Source organism: Mangrovibacillus cuniculi (assembly GCF_015482585.1).
In the GTDB taxonomy this organism is placed as follows: domain Bacteria; phylum Bacillota; class Bacilli; order Bacillales; family R1DC41; genus Mangrovibacillus; species Mangrovibacillus cuniculi.
The window spans coordinates 1,559,767-1,586,074 of record NZ_CP049742.1 but is presented as its reverse complement, the minus strand read 5'-3'; the positions used below and the strand labels follow the sequence as shown (position 1 = coordinate 1,586,074).

The window sequence follows — 26,308 nt, the reverse complement described above, 5'->3', positions numbered from 1 at the left end:
TGAATGCAGGAACTTCAACCAGTTATCTTTCAAATCGGTGACGCTAATGTCGCCGTAGCATTATTCGGTTCAGCTGATGCTCATTTAAGGCAAATAGAAGAATCCTATCGTGTTCAGCTTGTTACACGTGGAGAAGCCGTTTATATTATCGGTGAACAAGAAGACGACCTACATGAGGTTCATGGTGTATTGGATGCTCTTACTAAAGTAATTAAAAAGGGTATTACTATTTCTGGTCGAGATGTTATTCAAGCTATTCAGATGGGAAAAGCTGGAACCCTAGACTATTTCAGTGATCTTTATGAAGAAGAAATAGGAAAGAATACAAAGGGTAAACCAATACGTGTAAAGACGCTTGGTCAGAGACAATATATCCATAGTATGAAGAAAAATGATTTAACGTTTGGAATTGGACCAGCAGGAACCGGTAAAACGTATCTAGCTGTTGTAATGGCAGTGAATGCATTAAAACAAGGTAATGTAAAGCGAATAATTTTAACAAGACCAGCAGTGGAAGCAGGAGAATCTCTAGGGTTTTTACCTGGTGATTTGAAAGAAAAAGTAGATCCGTATCTACGTCCACTATATGATTCACTCCATGATTTATTAGGCTCAGAGCAAACGCAACGTTTAATTGAACGTGGGACAATAGAAATTGCTCCATTAGCATATATGCGTGGTAGAACATTGGATGATGCATTTGTCATTTTAGATGAAGCGCAAAATACAACTTCTGCCCAAATGAAGATGTTTTTAACACGTCTTGGCTTCGACTCCAAAATGGTTATCACGGGAGACAGAACGCAAATTGATTTACCAAAAGGAGCTAAGTCTGGCTTAGTGGATGCAGAAAAAGTCCTACATAACGTAAAAGGGGTTTCTTTCATCCACCTAGAGCAAGCCGATGTAGTAAGACACCCATTAGTGGCGTCCATTATATCTGCTTACGAGACGACAAAAGACGAAAAATAAATCATAGATAATTACCTTCTAACAGAGCAGTGATAAGAATATCGAAAACAGGTGCATTCTTTAAAGAATGCACCTGTTTTTATTAGGAATTAAAGATAGAACATGTTAATGCAGTTTCATTACTGAAGATTTTTGTCTTCGCAGAAAAAATCTTCAATAAAAAATGATTTATTTTCAGTAAAGTGCTATCATTTTACATACAAACATGTAAAAGATAGGAGGGTGCATATGGAGTGGGGGAAGAAAATTCAACAACTACGATCACTTTTAAGTGAACGAATGTTTAATGTGGTCATTTTAACAATCTTAGGTTTAATAACGTATGGGTTATTAATGGATAGTATTAAACCTGACACATACGATGTACAACCATTTTCTATCGCAGACCGAACCATTACAGCTCCAAAGACTGTTCTAGATCCTGTAAAAACAGAAGATGAACGAGAAAGAGCTGCAGATTCTATAAATGATGTGTATGTCTTTAAAGATGAAGTAGTCAACAATCAAACTGCCTTGCTATCATCTGTTTTTGATTTGTTTATTGAAGCGCAAAAACAAACAAAAATAGTAAAAGAAGAAGTGTCAAGTAATGCTAGTAACACAGATTCTTCAACAGAAACTAGCACTGTAGATCGAAAGGTTTCTCTAACTATTGAAGAACAAGTTACATACATAAAAGCACAGCTATCGGATAATAGAGAAAAAACAATTATTAATGAATTAACTGATAGAGAAATTCAGTTATTATTGGAGCTTTCATTAAGTCAAATTGAAGGCATAAAAGAAAACATCGTAAGTGACGTAAGAGAAATTTTAAATTCTAGAGTAAGAGAAACAACACTCACAGATGCTAAGCAACAAGCAGCATATCGGGTAACAGAATATGATTTTCCACAAGATGTTATAAGAGTATTACAGTTAATGATTAGAGCTTCTATTACACCAAGTGAACTTTTTGATGAAGAAGAAACAGAATTAAGAAAGTCGGATGCTAAAGAATCTGTTGAGCCTGCAAGAATATTACAAGGACAAGTAATAGTTCAAAAAGGTTATATTATTGATAGAGAAGTATATCGACAGTTAGAATTGCTTGGTGTACTAAAGAATAACCCAACAATCTTCCCATATTTAGGTCTAGGTGTATTTGTTTTATTAGTAGTTGTATTTATGCACGTATTCTTAAAAAGAAGTGAAGAAGATGTAGATATTAAACAAGCGCACTTAATTATGGCGAGTATTATATTTATCTTCTCTTTGCTTTTAATGAAAGGGATTAGGTTGGTAACCGAATTAGAAATTCCTAATCTGTCTTATATGTATCCTGCAGCTCTTGCCCCAATGTTGATTAGATTACTGATTAACGAACGAGTTGCTATTGTCCAAGCAGTACTTCTTTCAGCTTGTGGTAGTATTTTATTTCAACAAAGTGTCGGAGGATTACTAGATCTAGAGTTTGCCCTATATAGTCTCTTTAGTGGATTAGCTGGAGTGTTGTTCCTTTCGGCTAATAGTGCTAGAAGTAATATACTACAAACGGGATTTGTCGTATCTGTTGTAAATATGCTTGTTATTTTAAGTACAATTATGATTGGTGATGGCACGTACTCACAAATAGAATATGTCTATTTTACTATCTTCTCGCTTGTGTCAGGATTGTTAGCTGCTGTATTGACGCTTGGACTGTTACCATTCTTTGAAGCTGGATTTGGAATACTTTCACCTATGAAGTTAATTGAATTATCCAATCCTAATCATCCATTACTAAAGAAAATTCTAGTAGAAGCACCGGGTACATATCATCACAGTGTCATGGTTGCGAATCTTGCAGAAGCTGCATGTGAAGCGGTTGGAGCAAATGGACTATTAGCAAGAGTAGGGTGTTATTATCACGATATAGGAAAGACGAAGAGACCGAAATTTTTTATTGAAAATCAGATGAGTGGTCCTAATCCACATGATCGTTTACGACCTAGTACAAGTCGAGACATCATTATTGCTCACGCTACTGATGGAGCAGAAATGTTAAGAAAAGCTAAGATGCCAAAAGAAATTATTGATATTGCGGAACAACATCATGGGACTACACTTTTAAAATTCTTTTATTTTAAAGAAAAGAAAGAAAATGAAGATGTATCAGAGCAATCGTACCGTTATCCTGGTCCAAAAGCACAATCTAAAGAAGCTGCTATCATAGGGGTTGCAGATAGTGTTGAAGCTGCAGTTCGGTCCATGGATCACCCGACATCAGAACAAATCAAGAAAGTAATTGATTCCATTGTTCAAGATCGTCTAAATGATGGGCAATTTAATGAATGTGATCTAACATTAAGTCAACTAGAAACTATTAAAAAAACATTTAGCGAAACATTAAACGGTATATTTCACTCCAGAATTGAGTACCCAGAAGATGAAAAAAAGGAGAAGGAAAATGACTAGACTACTAATTGATTTCTTAGATGAAACAGAGAAAGTAACAGAACAAGAACAGGCATTAGTGGAGAAACTTTTACAGCATGCTGCAGAAGTAGAAGAGGTACCAGAAGAAAGTGAAGTCTCTGTTACGTTCGTAACAAACGAGCAAATTCGCGTAATCAACCATGATTATAGAGGTAAAGACCAGGCAACTGACGTCATTTCTTTTGCGATGGAAGAGATGGGAGAAGATGAATTGGAAATTATCGGGGAAGATATTCCTTTAATGTTAGGCGATATCATCATTTCCATAGAACGTGCGAGAGAGCAAGCAGAAGAATACGGTCATACGTATGAAAGAGAATTAGGCTTCTTAGCGATACATGGTTTACTACATTTACTGGGATACGACCATATGACAGAAGAAGACGAGAAGAAGATGTTTGGAAAACAAGAGGAAATTTTAACTAGCTATGGGCTATCGAGAGCGTAAATATTCCTTTAAACGTTCATTTGGATATGCAATTACCGGTGTATGGTATGGGCTTAAAAAGGAAAGACATATGCAGTTTCACATAGCAGCAACTATATCTGTCACTATTTTAGGCTTACTAACACGCATCACGTTAGCTGAATGGAGAACGATTTGGCTAAGCATTGGGCTTGTCATATCTTTAGAATTAGTCAACACAGCCATTGAAAAGTGTGTGGACCTTGTAACACAGGAGTATCATCCCATAGCTAAGATTGCAAAGGATGTCGCGGCAGGAGCTGTACTCGTAGCAGCTACTGTATCTGTCTTGGTAGGAGGAAGTATTTTTCTACCGTATTGGTTCTAATCTATTTGTATTTGTTTTCATTTTACGCTAAAATTAGCGCACACGAACAACTGAGGAGTAAAGGAGAGAACTAACATGAATCGTGATCAATTATTAGAAGAAGCTAAAATTGCTAGAGAACGTGCATATGTACCATACTCGAAATTTAAGGTAGGTGCAGCACTTTTAACAGAAGAAGGAAAAGTATACCATGGTTGCAATATTGAAAATGCAGCATATTCTATGTGTAACTGTGCGGAGAGAACGGCTTTATTTAAAGCGTATTCAGAAGGAGACACAAAGTATACTGCGATTGCCGTAGTAGCAGACACAAAGCGTCCTGTTCCACCTTGTGGAGCATGTCGTCAAGTAATCTCAGAACTTTGTAGCCCTGAAATGAAAGTATACTTAACAAACTTACAAGGTGCTGTGGAAGAGTTAACAGTTGCGGAACTGCTTCCAGGAGCCTTTTCACCGGAGGATTTAACTTAATATGTTACAAAATCAAGATCATAAATCAGGTTTTATCTCGATTATTGGACGTCCAAATGTGGGGAAATCAACATTTCTAAACAGAGTAATTGGACAAAAAATCGCTATTATGAGTGACAAACCACAGACAACTAGGAATAAAGTACAAGGTGTATATACAGATGATCGTGCACAAATGATCTTTATCGATACACCTGGTATTCATAAACCAAAGCACAAGCTAGGAGACTTCATGATGAAGGTTGCTACAAATACCTTACGAGAAGTAGATCTAATTTTGTTTATGGTAAATGTGACAGAAGGCTTTGGAAAAGGGGAAGAATTTATTTTAGAACAATTAGAAGGAGTACAAACTCCAGTATTCTTAGTTTTAAATAAAATTGACCAAGTACACCCTGATCAGCTGCTACCAATAATTCAAGATTATCAATCAAGATATGATTTCGCGGAGCTAATCCCTATTTCTGCACTAGAAGGAAATAATGTTGAGACATTATTGGAAGTACTCTATAAATACTTACCAGAAGGTCCGCAGTTCTACCCAGCTGACCAGGTAACAGACCACCCAGAGAGATTTATTGTATCCGAATTAATTCGCGAGAAGGCTCTACATTTAACACGTGAAGAAATTCCACACTCATTAGCTGTTGTTATTGAAAAAATGGAAAGACAAGAGGAAAATCGAGTTCACGTGATGGCAACGATTATAGTGGAAAGAGATTCACAAAAAGGGATTATTATTGGAAAACGAGGAGCAATGTTAAAAGAGGTTGGAAAGCGGGCTCGTCAAGATATTGAAGCACTGCTTGGCTCTAAAGTATACTTAGAATTATGGGTGAAGGTGCAAAAAGACTGGCGCAATAAATCATTGCATCTAAGAGACTTCGGCTTTAGAGAAGATGAATACTAAGAATTAAATATAATGATGGAACCCATTTCTTCCACAATTTTCGTTTCATGTTTTATCCGTTTAAGGTCATTCTATAGGTACAGGCTAACTGATTAAAGCGTTTACTAACATGAAAGGCGGGGTTTATAATGCTGGATCTTACCTGGAAAGTTTTTTCAAGCACTGGTGATATTTCCACATACCTTTTGTACAAGGAATTGGAACAAGACCTTCATGAGCAAACACATGGTACAGAGGAAGCGATCGAACCACTGGATTTTCCTGCAACGTAACGTTAGTGATGTACCCCATTGGTAAAAGGGGGACTTATAATGCTGCATAAATGTGAGGGATATGTCATTCGAACTGTCCCTTATGGCGAAACGAACAAAATTGTGACACTTTATACCCGTGAGTTAGGGAAAGTAGGAGTAATGGCAAGAGGCGCAAAGAAAACCAACAGCCGTCTTTCATCAATTACTCAGCCGTTTACTCACGGCTCTTTTTTATTTCAAAGAGGTCAAGGAATTGGAACGCTTCAACAAGGGGAAAGGCTTTCATCTACGCGAAGTATTCAACAGGACATTATGAAAACGGCTTATGCTTCCTACCTTAGTGAATTGCTTGATAAATCTGTAGAAGAATCTAAACAGGATCCATTTCTGTTTGAGTTTTTCCACCAGCTAATGTCCAGATTAGAAGATGGAAATGACCCTGAAATTTTAACTGCTATTTTTGAAATAAAGCTATTGCCTTTATTAGGGTATTATCCCACGTTAAATCAATGTGCTAACTGTGGTGAAACAGAAGGACATTTTCATTTCTCTATAAGAGAAAATGGACTACTATGCCATCGCTGCTTTGAAGTGGATCCTTATCGATTTCAAGTTACCCCTCACACTATACGTCTAATTCGTGTATTTTATGCATTTGACCTTTCTAGATTAGGAAATATATCTGTCAAAGAACAGACAAAAAAAGAGATAAGACAAGTTATTGATAGTTACTATGAGGAGTACACGGGAATATTTATAAAGTCTAAACGGTTTTTACGTCAAATGACGTCAGATATGTGGAACCTTTCCTCGTCAAATGAGAAAGAAACTTGACTTTTACAGCTAGATAGAGTAGTTTTTGTTTATCATATTATTTTATTATGTTGTGTTGAAGAGAAGGAGTAAACAGCTTGTACTTTAAAGCGAACCTAGGATAGTGAAAGCTAGGTAAGGAACAACTGTTGAACGGCATCTTGGAGCAACTTCTTTAAAAGTGACTGGAGTTTTTCTTCAGTAACTAGGGTGGAACCGCGGGTCAACTCTCGTCCCTAGCGTTATCTTTAACGCTAGGGGCGGGAGTTTTTTTGTTACGTGACGTAACAACTCATCGTTGACCACGTGATGTGGTCTGTACTTAGATGAGTCTCCTTATTGTCCTTCTTGTAACAACTCATCACCCGCAACGTGATGTGTTCAACGATAAGTCTCCCTTTTGCTTAATCGCTAACAAGTACATGTCCATTACTAGATGCAGTAAACACTTTGATAAGTTTCCTTTGACTGCGACCTATAGGGGAAAATCCTATGCAGTCTTTAAGGTTAAAAAGAATAGGAGGAAAATAAGTGAATATTCAACAGATGATAGTAACACTACAACAACATTGGTCAAAGCAAGGTTGTATCTTAATGCAAGCATATGACGTAGAGAAAGGTGCAGGAACAATGAGCCCGTATACGTTCTTACGAGCAATTGGGCCAGAGCCTTGGAATGTAGCGTATGTAGAACCAAGCAGAAGACCAGCGGATGGACGTTATGGAGAAAACCCTAACCGATTATATCAACATCACCAATTTCAAGTAATTATGAAACCATCTCCAGATAACATCCAAGAACTTTACTTAGATTCACTTCGAGCACTTGGTATTGATCCATTAGAACATGATATTCGTTTCGTAGAGGATAACTGGGAGAATCCATCTTTAGGATGTGCAGGTCTTGGATGGGAAGTATGGTTAGACGGTATGGAAATTACGCAGTTCACATACTTTCAACAAGTTGGTGGATTAGAATGTAAGCCGGTTTCTGTTGAGATTACCTATGGAATAGAACGTTTGGCTTCTTACATTCAAGATAAAGAGAACGTTTTTGATTTAGAGTGGACAGAGGGATTCACTGTACGTGATATTTTCTATCAACCGGAGTTTGAACATTCCAAGTACACGTTTGAAACATCTAATCAAGAAATGCTTTTTGAACTATTTGAAAAATATGAAGCGGAAGCGAAAGCTCAAATGGAGCATGGTTTAGTTCACCCAGCATATGATTACATCCTTAAAAGCTCACATGTATTTAACTTGTTGGATGCAAGAGGAGCAATTTCTGTAACCGAAAGAACGGGATATATTGGTCGAATGAGAACGCTGGCAAGACAAGTAGCCAAAACGTTCTACGAAGAGAGAGAAAAACTAGGATTCCCTATTTTAGCTAAAGAGGAGGCGGCGAAAAATGACTAAAGATTTATTATTAGAAATTGGGTTAGAAGAAATGCCAGCTAGGTTCGTTACACAATCTAGTGAAGATCTCGAAGGCAAGGTAAGAGATTGGTTAGTAGAACAAGGTCTAAGTTTCGCGTCAATAGAACGTTTTTCCACTCCTCGTCGACTAGCAGTAAGAGTTAATGGATTAGTGTCTCAACAAGAAGATAAAGAAGAAATCGCAAAAGGTCCAGCCAAAAAGATAGCAGTAAATGAAAATGGGGAATGGACAAAGGCGGCAGTTGGATTTGTTAAAGGACAAGGTGGGACTGTTGACGATTTGTTCTTCCAAGAAATAAAAGGTATCGAGTATGTGCACGTAAAGAAATTTACGAAAGGTAAATCTACGATTGATTTACTACCACAATTAGAAAAGATTGTTATATCCTTAACGTTTCCTAAAAATATGAAATGGGGTTCCAATGATTTAAGATATGTACGACCTATTAAATGGTTGGCTTGTATGTTTGGGTCAGAGGTTATTCCTTTTTCGGTAGTTGGAGTAGAGACTGGACGTACTTCACAAGGGCATAGATTCTTAGGAAAAGAAACAGCTATAGAAGAACCAAGTACGTATGAAAAACAATTGTTAGCTGAATATGTTGTAGTAGATGCATTTGCTAGAAAAGAAGCTATTGTCTCCCAATTAGAAAAATTAGCGGAAGAAAAAGGTTGGATTATTCCAGTTGATCCAAACCTTTTAGAAGAAGTAACAAACTTAGTAGAATACCCAACTGCATTATTTGGAGCATTTGAAGAAGCGTTCTTAACTTTACCCGAAGAAGTTTTGATTACTTCGATGAAAGAACATCAGCGTTATTTCCCGGTAAAGTCTCAAGGTGATACTTTATTGCCTTTCTTTGTAACTGTTCGAAATGGTAATCATGAACATATGGAAAAAGTGGCGAAAGGAAATGAGAAAGTATTACGTGCTAGATTATCTGACGCTGATTTCTTCTACAAAGAAGACCAAAAGAAAGACATTGAGAGCTTTAATAAAAAATTGGCTGCCATCGTGTATCAAGTAGAAATAGGGACCTTGGCTGAGAAAGTGGAAAGAATAACAAAGCTTACATCTTTCGTTTCAGATAAGCTACATCTAGAATCAGAGACAAGAACGAAAGCGGTAAGGGCAGCAGAAATCAGTAAATTTGATTTAGTTTCTCAAATGGTATATGAATTCCCAGAGCTTCAAGGAACGATGGGAAGGGATTATGCGACTAGATTAGGAGAAGAAGCGGAAGTTGCACAGGCAATTGAAGAACATTACCAACCAAGATCTGCTGAAGATACTACAGCGGAAAGTAAAATCGGTGCAATCGTAGCTATCTCGGATAAATTAGATACCATTGCTTCCTCTTTTGCGATTGGTAGAATTCCTACTGGTTCACAAGATCCATATGCATTAAGAAGGCAAGCTACAGGTATTGTCTTAACGTTAATGGATCATTCATTTGGTCTTTCATTAAAAGAACTGTTTAACGAAGCAGTAACTCTACTTTTAGAAAAAGGTATAGGACAAAAAGACAAACAGCAACTTGTAGAAGAACTAACGGAATTCTTTACGGCTCGTGTTAAACAAGTGTGTTTAGACCGTGGTGTTCGACATGATATCATAGATGCTGTTTTATCAGGTGGACTAGAAAATATTCCTGCTCTAGTAGAGCGTGCTATAGTATTAGATGACCAAAAGAACAATGAAGAGTTTAAGCCAGTCATGGAGTCTCTTGGTCGTGTAATAAACTTATCAAAAAAATTAGAAGGAACTCCTTCTATTAACAAGGATTTGGCAGAACATGATGCTGAAAAAGCTCTAATAGATGCTGTAGTAGCATTATCTGAGAATACAAGTGAATTAAAGAATATGGATCAAATGTATAATCAACTAAAAGGGTTACAACCAGTTATTGATCAATATTTTGAACATACGATGGTAATGGTAGACGATGAAGGCATCAAGCATAACCGTCTATCTACTTTAGCTACATTAGCTGCAATCATTCTACCTTTCGTAGACCCAAGTCTTGTATTGGTGAAATCATAAAATGAAAACGAAAGTCTCGATTTTATTCGAGGCTTTCATTTCTAACTATATTTCATTTCCTAAAAGTGTACTGTCGTTTATAATAGAATTAAGAAGCAATTATGTAGGGTGGTGGTTCCAATAGAACTAAATCAGCGCCAAGAGAGAATTTTACAGATCGTAAAAGAAAATGGCCCCATAACGGGTGAAAACATTGCCGAGCAGCTAAATCTAACACGAGCTACATTACGCCCGGATTTAGCAATCTTAACAATGGCAGGTTATTTAGATGCTAGACCAAGAGTTGGATACTTTTTCACTGGTAAAACAGGGTCACAACTACTAACAGAAAACTTGAAGAAGATCGTCGTGAGAGATTATCAATCTGTGCCTGTAGTTGTTCAAGAAAATGTATCTGTATATGATGCCATCGTTACAATGTTCTTAGAAGACGTTGGAACACTTTTTGTCATAGACGAAAATACGCATTTGGTAGGAGTGCTTTCCAGAAAAGACTTACTTCGCGCAAGTATCGGGAAACAAGAACTCTCAAGTATTCCAGTGAATATTATTATGACTAGAATGCCTAATATTAGTGTCTGTACAAAAGAAGATCGACTTTTGGACATAGCGCAAATATTAATTGAAAAGCAGATTGATGCAGTACCAGTCGTCCGTCAAACTGAAACAGGGATGGAAGTTGTCGGGAGAATTACAAAAACGAACATCACAAGAGCATTTGTCTCTTTAGCATTAGAAGATTAAATAGGGGACAAGGGATGAACGAATAATGCAAGAACCTACTATTTATGTTGTATCAGATTCTGTCGGTGAAACAGCCGAACTTGTAACGAAAGCTGCTATAAGTCAGTTCCCAACACCATTAGTGGATATTAAGCGATATGCTTACGTAGAGGATTTTGATCATATTGAAGACGTGTTATCTTTAGCAAAACTACATACGTCTATGATTGCATTTACGTTAGTAAAACCCGAAATGAGAGCATATTTAACGAAAAGAGCTCAAGAAGAAAATGTCCTAGCGTATGACATAATGGGGCCATTAATGGATGGGTTTAGTAAATTGTTTAACACAGAGCCATTGTGTGAACCAGGTATGGTACACAGATTGGATGATGATTACTTTAAAAAGGTAGAAGCAATTGAATTTGCAGTAAAGTACGATGATGGTCGTGATCCTAGAGGACTTGCAAAAGCGGACATTGTTTTAATTGGTGTTTCAAGAACATCCAAAACGCCATTATCACAATATCTTGCATTGAAAAGGCTGAAAGTAGCAAATGTACCAATAGTGCCAGAAGTAGACCCTCCGGAACAGTTGTTTAGTTTACCAAAAGAAAAATGCTTTGGTTTAATGATTCAACCAGAAAAGTTAAACGATATTCGACGAGAACGTCTTCGTGCACTTGGTTTAAGTGATTCTGCTAGTTATGCAACAATTAAGCGAATTAACGAAGAAATGGAATACTTTAAAACAATTGCTGATAAACTAGATTGTCAATTAATAGACGTGACGAATAAAGCAGTAGAAGAAACTGCTAACTTAATTCTTCAGCGTTATCAACAACTTCACCAACATAGATAAAACAGTTCTTTGGAGATTTTCTCCAAAGAACTGTTTTTTTGTTACGTGACCAGTAACAACTCATCGTTAGCCACGTGATGTGGCTTGCTCTTAGATGAGTCTCCATATGATTTCGTTAATGACCATCTAGTATTTTAAGTTATATATACTAGAGTATCCGCACATTTTGATAGAAACTATTAAATCAACCCAATCGACGAGTTACCCTCTTCATATACTGTCATCGTAAGACAAAAAAATATATTGGAGGTTTTAAAATGGGTTGTTGTAGAAATGGACAAGTACGTGGTGTAATGAATGGCCGTAGAAACGGAGATGATGTAGCTGGTGCTCGTGATAATCAGAGAGATTTTAAAGTAAAGGTGAACGCTTATATCGATGGTGATGACTTCTGTCGTGCTGTTAATCGCTGTCTTGGTGATTTAGTTGCAGGTGCGAATGACGACGATAACCATAACGGTAGACGTCGACGTCATTGCTGGGAAAAGTTCTAAGTAAGGAAGGAAAACAGGTACATTCTAGAGAATGTACCTGTTTTATGTTAGGTGACCGGAGCTTGGATGAGTTTATTTAGCCTAAGTACAATAGTAATACAGAATGAATGCTTTATCCGTATCTATCTTTAGGGATTGGAGTGAACATCCCTTTCTAGCCAGAAAGAGTAAATATATGTAAATTATTGCGAAGTGTCTTAACTATAATCAATATTACATAAATTATCGAAAAAATGTAGTCAAATGCACATTCCTATACTATAATAAAAAATTGTGATAAAAATAGTTCTAAGAGGTTTAGACTAGACAAATAAGGAATAAACTATTTAAGAGTTCATGTCAAGAGTACCGTAAACAAAAAAATTCGACAAAAACATTTCTTTTCTATAAAAAACCGATAAAATTAGAAGGGATTTGCTTTTTTATGTAGAATAACGTTGAGGAGGACCAATGATTTGGGTTGATGCAGATGCTTGTCCGGTAGTTCAAGAAATTACACAAATAGCTCAGAGACGATCTATAGAAGTATATTTTATCGCTTCCTATGATCATATGAGAACGTCCCCAACTTTTGGGAAATGGATTTATGTGGACCCAGGGCAAGATTCAGCGGATTTATATCTATTAAATCGTTGTAAACCTCGTGATATCGCTGTTACACATGATATTGGGCTAGCTAGTCTCCTTTTGGCTAAACGTGTTTACGTCATTGCTCCTACGGGAAAAGTATACACAGAAGAAACTATTGATACGGCACTTACCATGAGATACTATTCAGCCAAAGAAAGACGAAAAGGTAATTATGGAAAAGGACCAAAAAAATTCACACAAGAAGACAAAGACCGATTTATTCAGTCTTTAGACCGTCTTTTAAACAATCAAAATTAATATGACTAGTTATGAATAAGTGGGTGACAAAGACGTCCGATGGAAAAAATACCAAAAGAAACCATTGAACTCATTCGTTCAAAAACGAATATTGTTGATGTAATTGGCGAATATGTCCAATTAAAGAAACAAGGTCGCAATCACTTTGGACTTTGTCCTTTTCATGGGGAGAGTACACCATCGTTTTCTGTATCGGAAGACAAGCAAATATTTCATTGCTTTGGATGTGGTGCAGGAGGAAATGTTTTTACCTTTATCATGGATATAGAAGGCTATTCTTTCGTAGAAGCAATTTCCAAAATAGCCGATAAAACAGATGTGCAGTTAGATATTCATACAAATGAAAATACTAACTCAGACCGTTTAGAGTCCCCAGAACATCGAATGATTCAAGCGCATGAATTACTACGTAAATTTTACCATCATTTACTGGTAAATACAAAAGAAGGTCAAGAAGCGCTGGAGTATCTGTTAGAGAGAGGTTTTACACGTCAGACGATTGACGAGTTTCAAATAGGGTACTCTTTACCTAGTTGGGATTTTACTGTTAAGTTTCTTGAAAAAAGAGGATTTTCTCTTAAAGAAATGGAAAGCAGTGGTTTAATAATAAAAAAAGAAGATTCTAATTCGTATTTCGACCGCTTTAGAAATCGAATAATGTTTCCTTTAGAAGATGAAAAAGGACGAACAGTTGCTTTTTCTGGTCGTGCTATACAACCGGATGAACAGCCAAAGTATTTAAATAGTCCAGAAACACCTATTTTCCATAAAAGTACGGTATTATATCATTTTCACAAAGCGAGGACGTTTATTAGGCAAAAAGACGAAGTGGTGCTTTTTGAAGGATTCGCAGATGTTATATCTGCTACTACAGCGGATGTCAAAAATAGTGTTGGGACAATGGGAACATCCCTAACTCCACAACACATTCAAAGCCTAAAGCGTATTACAGACAAAGTAGTCATTTGCTTTGATTCCGACAAAGCTGGTATGGAGGCTGCGAACAGAGCATCTGTTGCATTAATACAAAGTGGATTTCAAGTGAAAATTGCTCTAATGCCAGATCGAATGGACCCTGATGACTATATAAAAAAGTATGGTGGGGAAAAATTTAGAGTAGAAGTTATCCAATCAAGCCTTACGCGAATGTCCTTTCTGTCTTATTTTTATCGTCAAGGTAAAAACCTCCAAGAAGAAGGAGATCGGCTTACCTATATCGAAAAGATGATAGGAGAAATATCGCACATCGAAAGTCCTGTCGAACAAGAGTTATATGTTAAATCCTTGTCAGATGAATTTAACATACAGATGGATACACTAATAGGACAAGTAGAGAAGGTAAGGAAAAGTAATCCAGATAATAAACAAAAACAGAAAAATAGTCCATCTACTATGCATACTCCAGTACGTTTGCCAGTAAAATCACTAATGCCTGCACATATTAATGCAGAACGTAAATTAATTGGTTGTATGTTAAAAGATAGTGAAATGGCTTCAAAGGTTCACCGTTATTTAGACGGAGTGACTTTTTATATAGATGAGCATGAAGCAATAGTAACGTATTTATATGCTTTTTATGATCAAGAGGAAGATAGTGGCTTGTCTTTTATTGACATGTTAACAGATCCAGAGCTGCGTAAGATTATTGTAGATATTAAGATGTCTATGGATGATGAATACGAAGTAACAGATCAAGAAATTCTTGATTACGTCAAAGTATTAAAGAAGCATATTAATGTACTAGCGATTAAAGAAAAACAAGAACAACTAAAGGCAGCGGAGCGAGTTAAAGATTATCTTAAAGCTGCAAGAATTAATCAAGAAATTAATGTGCTCCGTCGTAGTTAAGATAGCATTACTAGGGTGTTTGTAAAGTTTGGAAGGAGGGGACATATGGCTGAAAAATCAGCTCGTTCCAAAGAAGTAGAAACTGAATTAACTGTAGATCAAGTGAAAGAACAAATCATCGAAGCAGGTAAAAAGCGTGGAGAAATCACGTATGAGGCAATTACAGAGAAATTAGCTAATTTTGAATTAGACTCCGATCAAATGGATGAATTCTATGAGGCGTTAGCTGATCAAGGAATAGACGTAGTAGCAGAGAGTGATGCATCCACTCCAGCACGAAGTGAATTAAAAGCTGCGGACGGAGAAGAGGAATTTGATTTAAATGACTTGAGTGTTCCTCCTGGAGTAAAAATTAACGATCCTGTACGCATGTATTTAAAAGAGATTGGGCGTGTTGACCTCCTTTCAGCAGAAGAAGAAATTGATCTTGCCCTTCGAATTGAACAAGGTGATGAGGAAGCGAAGCGTAGACTTGCTGAAGCTAACTTACGTCTAGTTGTAAGTATCGCGAAACGCTATGTTGGTCGTGGTATGTTATTCTTAGATTTAATTCAAGAAGGAAACATGGGCTTAATCAAAGCTGTTGAAAAATTTGATTACCGTAAAGGGTTTAAATTTAGTACGTATGCTACTTGGTGGATTCGTCAGGCAATTACACGTGCGATAGCAGACCAAGCTCGTACAATTCGTATTCCTGTTCATATGGTAGAAACCATCAATAAACTAATCCGTGTTCAACGTCAACTATTACAGGATCTTGGCCGTGAACCTTCTCCAGAAGAAATAGGAGAAGAAATGGATTTAACACCAGAAAAGGTAAGAGAAATTCTAAAAATTGCTCAAGAACCAGTTTCTCTTGAAACGCCAATTGGTGAAGAAGATGATTCACACTTGGGTGATTTTATAGAAGACCAAGAAGCGACTTCACCTTCTGAACATGCTGCTTATGAGCTGTTAAAAGAGCAACTAGAAGACGTTTTAGACACTCTTACTGATCGTGAGGAGAACGTACTTCGACTACGTTTTGGGCTTGACGATGGAAGAACAAGAACGTTAGAAGAAGTTGGTAAAGTATTTGGTGTAACACGTGAGCGTATTCGTCAAATTGAGGCCAAAGCTTTACGTAAGCTAAGACATCCATCTAGAAGTAAACGTCTAAAAGACTTTTTAGAATAGAATGTTCTACTTTAGCTATCTTTGGAGAAAAGGGTTTTTCTCTAGAGGTAGCTCTTTTTGTTTTCCTTCAAATTAACAATGAAGTGCCTGCAACACAAAGTGTCCTGAAAAGAAAGGAGTATCAACTGTTCCATGAAATAAGCGTTGCAAAATATTCCATACATGCCGATATAATGTGTAAGCTGTAAATGTAGATAGGGTGATTACATGACTAACAAAGATAAAAAACATCTAATAATAAATGAAATACGTTACTGGCAAGAGCATCAAATGCTACCGGAAAAGTATTGTCAATACTTACTCACTTTATATAGTGAGGGAGAAGGTACAGGAAAGGTTAAAAGAACGAAACCGTTGCTTTTAGCTAACACTTCTTTTTACTTACCAGCTTTTATATGTATCAGTACGCTTTTGATGTCCTTATTTGTTCTATATTTTACTGAATTGCACTTTCTTTTGCAAACGACTATTTTGACATTTTTTGTCGGTGCTCTCTTTGGTGTTTCCAAAATATATACAAAGAAGTATTGGGAATCTCATATTTATTTGCTGTTCAGTACTCTCATTTTCTTTTTACTTTGTACCAACATAATTGTCGAAACTTCTTTACCATCAAGTTTATTATCGGTATTAATATTTCTTACTGGAACACTTTGGTTATGGTTAGGGAGAAAAAAGAAATTTCTTCTTTTTACAATGTTAGGGATCATTGCTATTGTTCTGATGGGAGTTAACTTTTTTATTCCATTCGCTACCTTCTTTTAGTTTTAATCATGGAGTTTTCCCTTTCTCCATACATTGTATTGTAAGCGTATACAGTATAGAGGGGGATTAAGGATGAACTTTGAGTTAACAAAAGAACAACAGATGATTCAAGAAATGATACGTCAATTCGTTCAAGAAAAAGTTGCACCTACAGCAGTGGATAGGGATAGAAGTGGCGAATTTCCTCAATCCTTATTTAGGTCACTTGGTGAATTAGGTTTATTAGGCTTGCCCTTTGCAGAGGAGTATGGGGGTTCTGATGCTGATACGACCAGCTTTGCTATAGTGGTTGAAGAATTAGCAACAGCGTGTGGTTCGACAGCATTGGGTTATAGTGCCCACGTTTCATTAGGTGCTGCGCCAATTGCTGCATTTGGTACAGAAATACAAAAAGAGAAGTTTTTAATGCCTTTGTGTAGAGGTGAGTCACTTGGAGCTTTTGGATTAACAGAACCTGGTGCTGGTTCAGATGCTGGTGCAACAAAAACGACAGCAGTATGGAATAATGGAGAATTCTCGATAACGGGTTCAAAATGTTATATAACAAATGCTTCATTCGCTAAATTCATTACTATCACAGCTAAGATTGAAGGGGAAGAAGGGATTAGTGCTTTTATCATTCCTACAAATGCAAAAGGTGTCACCATTACGACTCCATATGAAAAACTAGGTCTGCATTCATCCAATACAACGGAAATTTACTTAGAAGATGTTAGAGTTGGAGAAGATGCCTTATTAGGGAAAAGAGGGGAAGGCTTTAAACAATTTTTACACACGTTAGATGGTGGGAGAATTGGAATAGCTGCGCTTGGTGTTGGATTAGCAGAAGGAGCATTTAGAAGAGCCCTAGATTACGCTAAACAAAGAACGCAGTTTGGTACTTCCATCGGATCATTTCAGGCAATAAAGTTTAAATTAGCAGATATGGCTATGCAAATTGAAGTTGCTAGAACGATGGTCTATAAGGCAGCTTGGCTAAAAGACCAAGGTAGACCTTATAAGAGAGAAGCAGCAATGGCTAAATTGTATGCAAGTGAAATGTCCGTAGATGTTTGTGATGAAGCGATTCAAATTCACGGCGGAAATGGGTATATGAAGGAATATGAAGTAGAGAGAATGTGGAGAGACGCAAAGCTTTTAGAAATTGGCGAGGGAACTTCCGAGGTCCAAAGAATGGTTATCGCAAGGTCCTACGGATTGTAATAGAAACACTCTTAATAGAGTAAGTAGTTTGATAATAAATAATTTCCTTAATATAAAACATGTCAATAAGCAGCTTTCTGGCAAAATTCTCTTATTTCCTCTTTTCCTATCGACGATAATACAGTAAAATAAAAGTTGCCATTCGTTGTTGGACAAAGATGTACGCGTTTACAGATGCGTACGAGGGATTTTACATAAGGGAGGCTTTTTCATGAATAGAAACCCATTAGTTCCTTTCTTATTGATTGCCATTTTAGGAATTGGTACAATGTTTTTCCTATCAATCAAGGGGTTAGGAGATGCGGAAGAAATTGCTGCTGAACATGAAGGCGGCGGCGAAGAACAAGCATCAACAGAAGAATTTGATCCTGCTACGTTTTATGCTAGTAACTGTGCTTCATGTCACGGTGGAAACTACGAAGGTGGATTCGGTCCAGCTTTAGCAGGAACAGAACTATCGGCTGAGAAAATTAAAGACATTCTTCAAAATGGACAGGGGCAAATGCCTGCTGGTCTAGTTCCAGAAGAAAATTTAGATGCCATGACAGAATGGATCTTAACTTTAGAATAATCGAAAAAAGCTAACGAATGACTTTTCGTTAGCTTTTTTTGTTTGTTTCTTGATAGCTACTTTTCGAGAGAAATCTGCTCGGATATGTTTATTTGTAAGAGTTGAATTACCTCATTTACATTTGACAATCCAGCATAATTTCTCTAGTTTTATAATGGATAAGAAAAAGATGAGGATGACATATATGAATAGAGACCAATTATCAAAAAGATTAGAAACTGTAGTGAATTATGTACCAGAAGACGCTGTTTTAGCAGACATCGGCTCTGATCATGCATATCTTCCATGCTTTGCTATTTTGCATCGTAATATCAAAACAGCGATAGCTGGGGAAGTAGTGAAGGGACCATTTGAATCAGCAAAAAGAGAAGTAAGACAAGCTGGTTTAACCAATCAGATAGATGTACGCTTTGGAAGCGGTCTAGAAGTGATAAATAAAGGTGAAGCAACATGCATAACGATTGCTGGGATGGGAGGACAATTAATTTCCTCTATTTTAACTGATGGGTTAGATAAATTAACAGGAAAAGAACGTTTAGTTCTGCAACCAAACGTAGGGGAGTACAACTTACGTAAATGGCTAGTAGACCATCAATACTCCATTATGGATGAAAGTATCCTCAGAGAAGACCATAAAACGTATGAGGTGATCGTTGCGGAAAAACGGAGTCAATGTACAGATTACACGGAAATGGAATTGTTTTTTGGCCCTCATCTTATGAGGGATAAATCACCTGTTTTCATGGAGAAGTGGAATTCTGAGAAGAAGCATTTAGTGCAAGTATTACAATCGTTAAATCAAGCACAAGTCTCTGATCAGGTGATAGAGAAGAAGTCGGAAGTGACAACCCAACTGAATTGGATTGAGGAGGTTATTGGATGAAAACGCCTAATGGGCATGAGATAATTCAACTTTTTGAGCAATTTTCTCCAAAAAGATTAGCAGAACAAGGAGATCCAATAGGTCTTCAAGTTGGATCTCTTTCTCATAAAGTGAATAAAGTAATGACCACGTTAGATGTGACAGAAGAAGTGGTTGATGAAGCTATTAAGCAAGGAGTAAATGTTATCATTGCTCACCATCCACCTCTTTTTGTAAAGCTAGGTGCTATACTAACAGACACACCTAAAGGTAAAATTATTCAAAAGCTATTAACACATAACATTGCTGTGTATGCTGCCCATACGAATCTAGATGTGGCGAATGGTGGAGTAAATGATTTATTAGTAGAAAAACTTGGTTTACAAGATACAAACGTCTTGGTACCTACCATCCAACAGACTATGTATAAGTTACAAGTATATGTACCGAAAACACATGCGCAGGACATAAGAGAAGCAATTGGACAGGCTGGTGCAGGGAAGCAAGGAGACTATGATTTTACCTCTTTTTCCGTTGATGGAACCGGAAGATTTAGACCGGTTGGAAATGCATCTCCTACCATAGGAAACCTTGATCAACATGAAGAAGTAGAGGAAGAAGTAGTTTCGACAATCGTAGAGGAAGTTAGGTTGTCTTCTGTTATTAAAGCGATGAAGAAAGTTCATCCTTACGAAGAAGTTGCTTATGATGTTTGGAAGTTAGAACAACAAGGGGAAGTGCAGGGATTAGGAAGAGTAGGGCGCCTTACTACATCTAAGACACTGGAGGACTTCCTACAAGTTGTGAAAGAGAATTTACCTGTGGAGTCTGTTCAAGTGGTCGGAAAGAGAGAAACAGTGGTGAACAAAGTAGCTGTTTTAGGTGGAAGTGGAAGAAGTTATTTCTCCTATGCTAAGCGAGCAGGAGCAGACGTGTATGTGACTGGAGATATTGACTATCATAGTGCACAATATGCGGAAGAAATGGGCCTAAACGTAATTGATGCTGGTCATTATATCGAGTGGGTAATGGTAGAAGGTTTAGCAAAGAAGATGAACGAGCTGTTTAAAATGGAGAAGTGGGATGTGGAGTGCATAGCATCTACCGTTAACACGAATCCGTTTCGAGTAAGATAATAGTAAGTAATAAGAGAATGGGATAAAGCAAAAAAAGGTACATTTCGAAAAAAACGGATGTACCTTTTTTTGTCTAAGCCTATTTCTTTTATTCCTTTACAGGCTGCTTAGGAACTTTTACTTTAGGAAGTATTTTATTTAGTGGTACTTTCTTTTCTCGTGTCCAAGTGCTTTCGTCTTTCGGATCATATTGATCAATGAAAGTCATTACTTCCTTTACAATTGGAGTCGGAGTTGAGGCGCCAGCAGTTACAGCGACTGTAGTTGCATCTTTAATCCAGTCTAATTCTAATTCTGAAATATCAGAGATTCGATAAGCAGGAGTACCAGCAATTTCTTGAGAAACTTGCGCTAGTCGATTGGAGTTATTACTCTTCGGATCTCCAACTACTATTAGTACATCTGCTTCTCCAGCTTGCTCTGCAACAGCTTCTTGACGTACTTGAGTAGCTAAGCAAATTTCCTTATGTTTTTCCGTATGTGGGTATTTCTGTTCCACGATCTCCATAATGTCTGCAACGTCCCATTGGCTCATTGTCGTTTGGTTTGTCACAATGATTTTCTCGTTTGTAAATGATAGTTCTTCAACATCTTGTACTGTTTCAACTAGATGAACACTGTCAGGTGCTACTCCAACGGCTCCTTCAGGCTCTGGATGTCCTTTTTTACCAATATAAATAACGTCATAGCCATCTGCCACTTTTTGCTCGATTAATTCATGTGTTCTTGTAACGTCTGGGCAAGTTGCATCTAATGTTACGAGTCCTTTTTGTTTGGCAAGTTCTCTTACTTCTGGAGAAATACCATGCGCAGTGAAGATCACAGTACCAGAGTCCACTTGTTCTAGTATTTCTTTTCGATTTTCACCATCTAAAGTAATAATGCCTTCTTCTTCAAAAGCCTCTGTTACATGTTTATTGTGAACAATCATCCCTAAGATATAGATTGGTCTTGGTAATGTTTTATCTAATGCTGCATTTCTCGCTATAACCATCGCATCTACAACTCCATAGCAGTATCCACGAGGTGATATTTTTTTGACGTTCATGAAATGCCTCCTTGGTCTTTACTTTCTCTGTATCTATTATAATAAAGATTCTCTCATCTGACAAAAGAAGACTATGTAAAAAGGTGTATTCAATAAGTAAATACACCTAGTCATTGAAACTTAAATATATAATTTAGGTCCATCATTTGAAGAAGTTGTTGGCTTTCTTTTTTTCTTTGTTTTTGTTTGGATTGACTCACTTGTTTCTTCGGTTGTTTCCGAATTTTCCTCTGTTGATGCAACTACATCTTCTGTTGCTACCGTTTCCACTGCTGCTGTTTCTTCTACAGCCTCTGTTGCGTCTGTATCAGCAGACAAGCCTCGATATAATTTCCACATCGCAGGAAGGTTCTTGACGATTGGACCGTATTGTTGAATCATTGGTGTAACGGATTGAGCAGTTTTAATCATTTGTTGTGTGTTGGTTAAGAATGATTGAATATTACCTGTATTGGCTACACTTTTTAAGACAGATCCTCCTGCAGCTGCTCCACTTCGTTGAAAACCAGAAGTTGCTGCTTTGGCAGCTGCTCCACCAGTGGAATTACCACGGGAAAACAGTTTACTTAAAATTCCACCCGACGAGCCGCCAGCACCTTTTGAACCAGTTGAAGCACCTAGACCTCTACTAGTTCTTTGTGAAGAGCCAGCAAGTCCGGCGGAACGAGGTCCTCTTCCCATACTAGGTTGTCTAGGACCAGAAAAAGGGGAACCACCGGACATTCTGTTCATTCCTCTAAAGTTGTTTCTAGGTGGCATGTCTTTATATCCTCCTCTCTATTCGTACATTTATATGGATTTCCATATATTCTATGCAAGACAACCAGATTGGTTTGTATAAATCAGTTGTATGTTATAGTAGCAAGATTCGACAAATGGAGGTATAATTAAGAGTTGTTGATGTGGACGTCATGATATAACAATATTTAAATTTAATATAAAGGAGGCAATACCTATGAATGGAACTTTTAACGCATACTCGCTAAAACCTTTCATAATGGATGCCATTACAAAAAAAGGGTTTAAACAACCTACGGAGATCCAAGAAAAAATTATCCCAACAGCTTTAAAAGGAAAGTCTGTGATAGGACAATCCCAAACAGGTACAGGGAAAACACATGCATTTCTTTTACCAATCTTTGAAAGGCTAATCACGGAAAAGAAAGAAGTACAAGCAGTTATAACTGCACCTACACGTGAATTAGCTCAACAGATTTATAAAGAAGCATTGACGATTGCTGAAAGCTCTGAAGATGAGATTAATATCAAGTGTTTTGTTGGTGGAACAGACAAGCAACGCGCAATCGAAAAGTTAAAAACACAACCGCACATTGTGATTGGTACGCCAGGACGTATTAACGACTTAGTGCGTGAACAAGCGCTGTTTGTTCATACAGCACAAACTCTTGTAGTAGATGAAGCGGATCTTATGCTAGACATGGGTTTCTTGGTAGATGTAGATAACGTAGCTGGTAAAATGCCTACTACGCTTCAAATATTAGTTTTCTCCGCTACGATTCCAGAAAAGCTAAAGCCATTCTTAAAGAAATATATGGAGAACCCAGACTATCAACAAGTGCAACCTCAACAAGTTTCTGCTATGAACATTACACATTACTTAGTCCCTAAAAAGAGTAGAGAAAAAGTTGATGTGTTGGCCGGCTTATTAAAAGCTTTCAATCCTTACCTAGCAATCGTTTTTACAAACACGAAAGCTATGGCGGATGAAGTGGCGAATAAGCTAACAGAAAAAGGTTTAAAAGTCGGAAGAATCCATGGAGATCTGTCTCCTCGTGAACGTAAAAAAATGATGAAACAAGTGCATGCCCTAGAGTTCCGTTATATAGTGGCAACGGACTTAGCTGCGCGTGGAATTGACATAGAAGGGGTAAGTCATGTAATTAACTATGAAATCCCAACAGATCTTGACTTCTATGTTCACCGAGTAGGAAGAACTGGGCGTGCTGGACTTTCTGGTATTGCTGCTACAATATTTACTCCATCGGATGAAGATGCATTAGTGCGATTAGAAAAGATGGGTATTACTTTCGATTCTAAAGATTTATCAAAAGGTGAGATTGTGGATAAACAAGACCGAAAACGACGTGAATTACGTAAAGGTGAAAAGCAAGATGATGATATTGATGCAAAAGCAAAATCTCTTGTAAGAAAGCCTAAAGCAGTAAAGCCTGGTTACAAACGTAAAATGAAGTGGGAAATGGACAAGATTAAAAAGCGTGAAAGAAAGATTAAACGCAGAAATAATAAATAAGTAATGATCCAGAGAGGAGATGCTACGATGGTCAAAATAGGTTCGCATGTATCCATGAGCGGGAAAAAAATGTTACTGGCTGCATCGGAAGAAGCGGTGTCTTATGGTTCGTCTACTTTTATGATTTATACTGGAGCGCCTCAAAATACTAGACGAAAAGCGATCGAAGACTTGAATATTGCAGCAGGACTAGCACACATGAAAGAGCACGGTATTCAAGATATTGTTGTTCATGCACCTTATATTATTAATATTGCCAATACGACGAATCCAGCAACGTATGAATTAGGAGTTCAATTCCTTCGTTCTGAAATGGAACGTACCCATGCACTTGGAGCAAGTCAAATTGTCTTGCATCCAGGCGCGCATGTAGGAGCGGGAGAAGAGGTTGGAATTAAAAGAATAATTGAAGGCCTGAATGAAGTGCTGACAAAAGACGAGCCAGTTCAAATCGCACTAGAAACAATGGCGGGAAAAGGATCAGAATGTGGTAAAACGTTTGAACAGATTGCGCAAATCATCGATGGAGTTACACACAATGAAAAGCTATCTGTTTGTTTTGACACTTGCCATGTTCACGATGCTGGCTATGATTTAGTGAATGATTTAGATGGAGTCTTAAGTGAGTTTGATCGAATTGTAGGGTTAGACCGAATTAAAGTAGTGCATGTCAATGACAGTAAGAATCCTATGGGAGCAAAAAAAGACCGTCATGAAAATATCGGCTTTGGTCATATAGGATTTGATGCTCTTCATCGTGTCATCTACCATGACGTGTTTAAAGATATTCCAAAAATCTTAGAGACGCCTTATGTGGGTGAAGATAAGAAAGATAAAAAACCTCCTTATAAATTTGAGATTGAAATGATTAAGTCAGGTTCCTTTAATTCAGAGGTTTTAAAAGACATTTTAGCTCAATAAGAGGAATAAAGTAAAAGAGCGCTAAATATTATATGCGCTCTTTTATTTCGTAAACAGTAACAACTAAAGAAGGACCACGTGATGTGGTCTGAATTTAACTGAGTATCCTTACCTTTTTCTACTTTGTAAATTGCAAGATCAAATCATTCACTTGCTTAGCTGTATCATTTCCTGCAAGCGCCGCGATTTCTTTTACAACCGTCATTCTAGCGTTTGGATCAAAGACATTGATTTTTTTTCCTCTAAAATGATTAGCAATCTTTTCCGCATTTGCTGGAGATAAGGTAATATTATATTGTGCAGCATAGCGAAGAAGGTCAGGGCCAGTGATAGAATTTAATTTTTTATTTACTACTGATTGTAATAATTTCATATCAATCACTCCTCTCCCTTCAACCTATGTGAAAGTAAAAAAATCATACCAATTTTATGAAGGAGGCAGACGATGAAAAAAATACATAAAAAAGAGTCGATTGGACACCTGCTCTTACGATTATTTTGGATTATTGTAGGGGCTGGTTTAGCAGCTGCATCTATTGAACTGTTTTTAGTACCTAATAATATTATTGATGGTGGAATTATTGGTATTTCTCTTATCCTTGCTTATTTATTTCAAGATGTCCCATTGATGAGCTTTGCTGTATTAGTAGTAGTGCTAAACATTCCATTTATGTACTCTGGGTATAAACAAATAGGAAAGACGTTTATGGTTTCGTCTATCTTTGGAATTGTCTGTCTAGCAATAATTGAAACTCTACTGCATCACACGGAACCTTTTACGGATCAACCGATTCTTGCAACTGTTTTTGGTGGGCTAATATTGGGTATTGGTGTAGGACTTGTTATTCGGAATGGTGGATCTATGGATGGTACAGAAATATTAGGAATTATCTTAACGAAAAAATTACCTTTTTCTGTAGGGGAATTCGTTATGTTTCTGAACATCTTTATTTTCATTTGGGCAGCATTTGTTTTTGGACCTGAACAAGCGATGTATTCCGTTATGACATATTATATTGCTTTTAAAGCCATTGACACGGTTATACAAGGCTTAGACGAAACGAAGGCTGTCATTATTGTATCTGACCTATACGATGAAGTCTCAGAAGCCATACTAGACCGCTTAGGTAGAGGGACGACAAAGTTAAAAGGAAAGGGTGGGTATACGGATAACGAGAAAGATGTTATTTATGTAGTAGTAACAAGATTAGAAGTCACCAAACTAAAATCAATCGTTGGGGATGTAGATCCAAACGCCTTTTTAACCATAATGAATACACAAGAAACAAAAGGTGCAAGATTTAAGTCAGAAATCCATTAAGAAAGTAGTTCCTTTACAAGAAGAGTATCGTTTAGTATACTCTTTTTTGTTTCTATTTTT

The 26,308-nt window shown here is 37.2% G+C and carries 27 protein-coding genes and 1 other annotated feature; of the genes, 24 read left to right on the top strand and 3 right to left on the bottom strand.

Annotated elements, in window-relative coordinates:
* The first annotated feature begins 3 nt into the window (after positions 1 to 3).
* From G8O30_RS08110 to G8O30_RS08010, 21 genes are all read left to right on the top strand, one after another.
* Positions 4 to 972 (top strand): PhoH family protein, encoded by a 969-nt coding sequence (locus G8O30_RS08110; protein WP_239671592.1) that lies wholly within the window; start codon positions 4 to 6, stop codon positions 970 to 972.
* A gap of 228 nt (positions 973 to 1,200) precedes the next feature.
* Positions 1,201 to 3,408, top strand: a complete 2,208-nt coding sequence (locus tag G8O30_RS08105; RefSeq protein ID WP_239671591.1) for an HD family phosphohydrolase — start codon at positions 1,201 to 1,203, stop codon at positions 3,406 to 3,408.
* Positions 3,401 to 3,877, top strand: coding sequence for an rRNA maturation RNase YbeY (gene ybeY / locus G8O30_RS08100; protein WP_239671590.1), 477 nt, complete (start codon positions 3,401 to 3,403; stop codon positions 3,875 to 3,877). Before G8O30_RS08105 ends, ybeY begins: the two co-directional genes overlap by 8 nt.
* The gene (locus tag G8O30_RS08095) at positions 3,858 to 4,223 is read left to right on the top strand and encodes a diacylglycerol kinase family protein (protein WP_239671589.1); all 366 of its coding nucleotides are present in this window, start codon (positions 3,858 to 3,860) and stop codon (positions 4,221 to 4,223) included. The genes ybeY and G8O30_RS08095 overlap by 20 nt, the downstream gene beginning before the upstream one ends.
* 75 nt (positions 4,224 to 4,298) lie before the next feature.
* Positions 4,299 to 4,694: a cytidine deaminase gene (locus G8O30_RS08090; RefSeq protein ID WP_239671588.1), complete on the top strand. Its 396-nt coding sequence runs from the start codon at positions 4,299 to 4,301 to the stop codon at positions 4,692 to 4,694.
* A 1-nt stretch (position 4,695) separates the two neighbouring features.
* Positions 4,696 to 5,604, top strand: a complete 909-nt coding sequence (era, locus tag G8O30_RS08085) for a GTPase Era (protein WP_239671587.1) — start codon at positions 4,696 to 4,698, stop codon at positions 5,602 to 5,604.
* Positions 5,605 to 5,732: 128 nt separating this feature from the next.
* The gene (locus G8O30_RS08080; RefSeq protein ID WP_239671586.1) at positions 5,733 to 5,876 is read left to right on the top strand and encodes a YqzL family protein; all 144 of its coding nucleotides are present in this window, start codon (positions 5,733 to 5,735) and stop codon (positions 5,874 to 5,876) included.
* A gap of 39 nt (positions 5,877 to 5,915) precedes the next feature.
* Entirely contained in the window at positions 5,916 to 6,692 is a 777-nt protein-coding gene (gene recO, locus G8O30_RS08075; RefSeq protein ID WP_239671585.1) for a DNA repair protein RecO, read from the top strand.
* A 46-nt stretch (positions 6,693 to 6,738) separates the two neighbouring features.
* Positions 6,739 to 6,912: a binding site (T-box leader), on the top strand.
* 290 nt (positions 6,913 to 7,202) lie between these two features.
* A complete protein-coding gene (gene glyQ, locus G8O30_RS08070) occupies positions 7,203 to 8,093 on the top strand; it encodes a glycine--tRNA ligase subunit alpha (protein WP_239671584.1) in 891 nt (296 codons plus the stop codon).
* Positions 8,086 to 10,158: a glycine--tRNA ligase subunit beta gene (gene glyS / locus G8O30_RS08065; RefSeq protein ID WP_239671583.1), complete on the top strand. Its 2,073-nt coding sequence runs from the start codon at positions 8,086 to 8,088 to the stop codon at positions 10,156 to 10,158. The genes glyQ and glyS overlap by 8 nt, the downstream gene beginning before the upstream one ends.
* 108 nt (positions 10,159 to 10,266) lie before the next feature.
* Positions 10,267 to 10,902, top strand: a complete 636-nt coding sequence (gene ccpN / locus G8O30_RS08060; RefSeq protein ID WP_275576473.1) for a transcriptional regulator CcpN — start codon at positions 10,267 to 10,269, stop codon at positions 10,900 to 10,902.
* A gap of 25 nt (positions 10,903 to 10,927) precedes the next feature.
* Positions 10,928 to 11,743 (top strand): pyruvate, water dikinase regulatory protein, encoded by an 816-nt coding sequence (locus tag G8O30_RS08055; RefSeq protein WP_239671582.1) that lies wholly within the window; start codon positions 10,928 to 10,930, stop codon positions 11,741 to 11,743.
* Positions 11,744 to 12,000: 257 nt separating this feature from the next.
* On the top strand, positions 12,001 to 12,237 hold the full coding sequence (locus G8O30_RS08050; RefSeq protein WP_239671581.1) for a hypothetical protein: 237 nt from the start codon (positions 12,001 to 12,003) through the stop codon (positions 12,235 to 12,237).
* A 450-nt stretch (positions 12,238 to 12,687) separates the two neighbouring features.
* Positions 12,688 to 13,125: a YaiI/YqxD family protein gene (locus G8O30_RS08045; protein ID WP_239671580.1), complete on the top strand. Its 438-nt coding sequence runs from the start codon at positions 12,688 to 12,690 to the stop codon at positions 13,123 to 13,125.
* A 39-nt stretch (positions 13,126 to 13,164) separates the two neighbouring features.
* On the top strand, positions 13,165 to 14,973 hold the full coding sequence (gene dnaG / locus G8O30_RS08040) for a DNA primase (protein ID WP_239671579.1): 1,809 nt from the start codon (positions 13,165 to 13,167) through the stop codon (positions 14,971 to 14,973).
* A 45-nt stretch (positions 14,974 to 15,018) separates the two neighbouring features.
* Positions 15,019 to 16,149 (top strand): RNA polymerase sigma factor RpoD, encoded by a 1,131-nt coding sequence (gene rpoD / locus G8O30_RS08035; RefSeq protein ID WP_239671578.1) that lies wholly within the window; start codon positions 15,019 to 15,021, stop codon positions 16,147 to 16,149.
* A gap of 207 nt (positions 16,150 to 16,356) precedes the next feature.
* Positions 16,357 to 16,914: a hypothetical protein gene (locus G8O30_RS08030; RefSeq protein ID WP_239671577.1), complete on the top strand. Its 558-nt coding sequence runs from the start codon at positions 16,357 to 16,359 to the stop codon at positions 16,912 to 16,914.
* A 72-nt stretch (positions 16,915 to 16,986) separates the two neighbouring features.
* The gene (locus G8O30_RS08025; protein WP_239674448.1) at positions 16,987 to 18,117 is read left to right on the top strand and encodes an acyl-CoA dehydrogenase family protein; all 1,131 of its coding nucleotides are present in this window, start codon (positions 16,987 to 16,989) and stop codon (positions 18,115 to 18,117) included.
* 211 nt (positions 18,118 to 18,328) lie between these two features.
* A complete protein-coding gene (cccA, locus tag G8O30_RS08020) occupies positions 18,329 to 18,688 on the top strand; it encodes a cytochrome c550 (RefSeq protein ID WP_239674447.1) in 360 nt (119 codons plus the stop codon).
* Positions 18,689 to 18,872: 184 nt separating this feature from the next.
* Positions 18,873 to 19,571 carry a tRNA (adenine(22)-N(1))-methyltransferase gene (locus tag G8O30_RS08015; RefSeq protein WP_239674446.1) on the top strand — a complete coding sequence of 233 codons (699 nt, stop codon included), beginning with the start codon at positions 18,873 to 18,875 and terminating at the stop codon, positions 19,569 to 19,571.
* Entirely contained in the window at positions 19,568 to 20,686 is a 1,119-nt protein-coding gene (locus G8O30_RS08010) for a Nif3-like dinuclear metal center hexameric protein (RefSeq protein WP_239674445.1), read from the top strand. Before G8O30_RS08015 ends, G8O30_RS08010 begins: the two co-directional genes overlap by 4 nt.
* A gap of 88 nt (positions 20,687 to 20,774) precedes the next feature.
* Here the strand turns inward: G8O30_RS08010 and G8O30_RS08005 are convergent, their stop codons facing one another.
* Complete coding sequence (locus G8O30_RS08005) at positions 20,775 to 21,734, bottom strand: 4-hydroxy-3-methylbut-2-enyl diphosphate reductase (RefSeq protein ID WP_239674444.1); 960 nt, start codon at positions 21,732 to 21,734, stop codon at positions 20,775 to 20,777.
* A 120-nt stretch (positions 21,735 to 21,854) separates the two neighbouring features.
* Positions 21,855 to 22,493, bottom strand: coding sequence for a YqfQ family protein (locus G8O30_RS08000; RefSeq protein WP_239674443.1), 639 nt, complete (start codon positions 22,491 to 22,493; stop codon positions 21,855 to 21,857).
* A 196-nt stretch (positions 22,494 to 22,689) separates the two neighbouring features.
* Between G8O30_RS08000 and G8O30_RS07995 the strand changes: the two genes are divergently transcribed.
* Complete coding sequence (locus tag G8O30_RS07995) at positions 22,690 to 24,006, top strand: DEAD/DEAH box helicase (protein ID WP_239674442.1); 1,317 nt, start codon at positions 22,690 to 22,692, stop codon at positions 24,004 to 24,006.
* A 27-nt stretch (positions 24,007 to 24,033) separates the two neighbouring features.
* Positions 24,034 to 24,927, top strand: coding sequence for a deoxyribonuclease IV (locus tag G8O30_RS07990; RefSeq protein WP_239674441.1), 894 nt, complete (start codon positions 24,034 to 24,036; stop codon positions 24,925 to 24,927).
* Between the two features lie 118 nt (positions 24,928 to 25,045).
* Here the strand turns inward: G8O30_RS07990 and G8O30_RS07985 are convergent, their stop codons facing one another.
* Positions 25,046 to 25,300, bottom strand: a complete 255-nt coding sequence (locus G8O30_RS07985) for a DUF2624 domain-containing protein (protein ID WP_239674440.1) — start codon at positions 25,298 to 25,300, stop codon at positions 25,046 to 25,048.
* A 72-nt stretch (positions 25,301 to 25,372) separates the two neighbouring features.
* Here G8O30_RS07985 and G8O30_RS07980 point away from each other — a divergent pair, with 72 nt between their 5' ends.
* Positions 25,373 to 26,248 carry a YitT family protein gene (locus G8O30_RS07980; RefSeq protein WP_239674439.1) on the top strand — a complete coding sequence of 292 codons (876 nt, stop codon included), beginning with the start codon at positions 25,373 to 25,375 and terminating at the stop codon, positions 26,246 to 26,248.
* Positions 26,249 to 26,308 lie beyond the last annotated feature (60 nt).

What these genes read in the sequence shown, in the direction of transcription:
- G8O30_RS08050 (WP_239671581.1), top strand. Translation starts at nt 12,001, where the DNA reads ATGGGTTGTTGTAGAAATGGACAAGTACGTGGTGTAATGAATGGCCGT.
- G8O30_RS07980 (WP_239674439.1), top strand. Translation starts at nt 25,373, where the DNA reads ATGAAAAAAATACATAAAAAAGAGTCGATTGGACACCTGCTCTTACGA.
- G8O30_RS07985 (WP_239674440.1), bottom strand. Translation starts at nt 25,300, where the DNA reads ATGAAATTATTACAATCAGTAGTAAATAAAAAATTAAATTCTATCACT.
- G8O30_RS08110 (WP_239671592.1), top strand. Translation starts at nt 4, where the DNA reads ATGCAGGAACTTCAACCAGTTATCTTTCAAATCGGTGACGCTAATGTC.
- G8O30_RS08000 (WP_239674443.1), bottom strand. Translation starts at nt 22,493, where the DNA reads ATGCCACCTAGAAACAACTTTAGAGGAATGAACAGAATGTCCGGTGGT.
- G8O30_RS08045 (WP_239671580.1), top strand. Translation starts at nt 12,688, where the DNA reads ATGATTTGGGTTGATGCAGATGCTTGTCCGGTAGTTCAAGAAATTACA.
- G8O30_RS08030 (WP_239671577.1), top strand. Translation starts at nt 16,357, where the DNA reads ATGACTAACAAAGATAAAAAACATCTAATAATAAATGAAATACGTTAC.
- era (WP_239671587.1), top strand. Translation starts at nt 4,696, where the DNA reads ATGTTACAAAATCAAGATCATAAATCAGGTTTTATCTCGATTATTGGA.
- ybeY (WP_239671590.1), top strand. Translation starts at nt 3,401, where the DNA reads ATGACTAGACTACTAATTGATTTCTTAGATGAAACAGAGAAAGTAACA.
- G8O30_RS08080 (WP_239671586.1), top strand. Translation starts at nt 5,733, where the DNA reads ATGCTGGATCTTACCTGGAAAGTTTTTTCAAGCACTGGTGATATTTCC.
- G8O30_RS08005 (WP_239674444.1), bottom strand. Translation starts at nt 21,734, where the DNA reads ATGAACGTCAAAAAAATATCACCTCGTGGATACTGCTATGGAGTTGTA.
- G8O30_RS08055 (WP_239671582.1), top strand. Translation starts at nt 10,928, where the DNA reads ATGCAAGAACCTACTATTTATGTTGTATCAGATTCTGTCGGTGAAACA.
- cccA (WP_239674447.1), top strand. Translation starts at nt 18,329, where the DNA reads ATGAATAGAAACCCATTAGTTCCTTTCTTATTGATTGCCATTTTAGGA.
- G8O30_RS07990 (WP_239674441.1), top strand. Translation starts at nt 24,034, where the DNA reads ATGGTCAAAATAGGTTCGCATGTATCCATGAGCGGGAAAAAAATGTTA.
- rpoD (WP_239671578.1), top strand. Translation starts at nt 15,019, where the DNA reads ATGGCTGAAAAATCAGCTCGTTCCAAAGAAGTAGAAACTGAATTAACT.
- G8O30_RS08015 (WP_239674446.1), top strand. Translation starts at nt 18,873, where the DNA reads ATGAATAGAGACCAATTATCAAAAAGATTAGAAACTGTAGTGAATTAT.
- glyS (WP_239671583.1), top strand. Translation starts at nt 8,086, where the DNA reads ATGACTAAAGATTTATTATTAGAAATTGGGTTAGAAGAAATGCCAGCT.
- dnaG (WP_239671579.1), top strand. Translation starts at nt 13,165, where the DNA reads ATGGAAAAAATACCAAAAGAAACCATTGAACTCATTCGTTCAAAAACG.
- G8O30_RS08090 (WP_239671588.1), top strand. Translation starts at nt 4,299, where the DNA reads ATGAATCGTGATCAATTATTAGAAGAAGCTAAAATTGCTAGAGAACGT.
- G8O30_RS08105 (WP_239671591.1), top strand. Translation starts at nt 1,201, where the DNA reads ATGGAGTGGGGGAAGAAAATTCAACAACTACGATCACTTTTAAGTGAA.
- G8O30_RS08095 (WP_239671589.1), top strand. Translation starts at nt 3,858, where the DNA reads ATGGGCTATCGAGAGCGTAAATATTCCTTTAAACGTTCATTTGGATAT.
- recO (WP_239671585.1), top strand. Translation starts at nt 5,916, where the DNA reads ATGCTGCATAAATGTGAGGGATATGTCATTCGAACTGTCCCTTATGGC.
- G8O30_RS07995 (WP_239674442.1), top strand. Translation starts at nt 22,690, where the DNA reads ATGAATGGAACTTTTAACGCATACTCGCTAAAACCTTTCATAATGGAT.
- G8O30_RS08010 (WP_239674445.1), top strand. Translation starts at nt 19,568, where the DNA reads ATGAAAACGCCTAATGGGCATGAGATAATTCAACTTTTTGAGCAATTT.
- G8O30_RS08025 (WP_239674448.1), top strand. Translation starts at nt 16,987, where the DNA reads ATGAACTTTGAGTTAACAAAAGAACAACAGATGATTCAAGAAATGATA.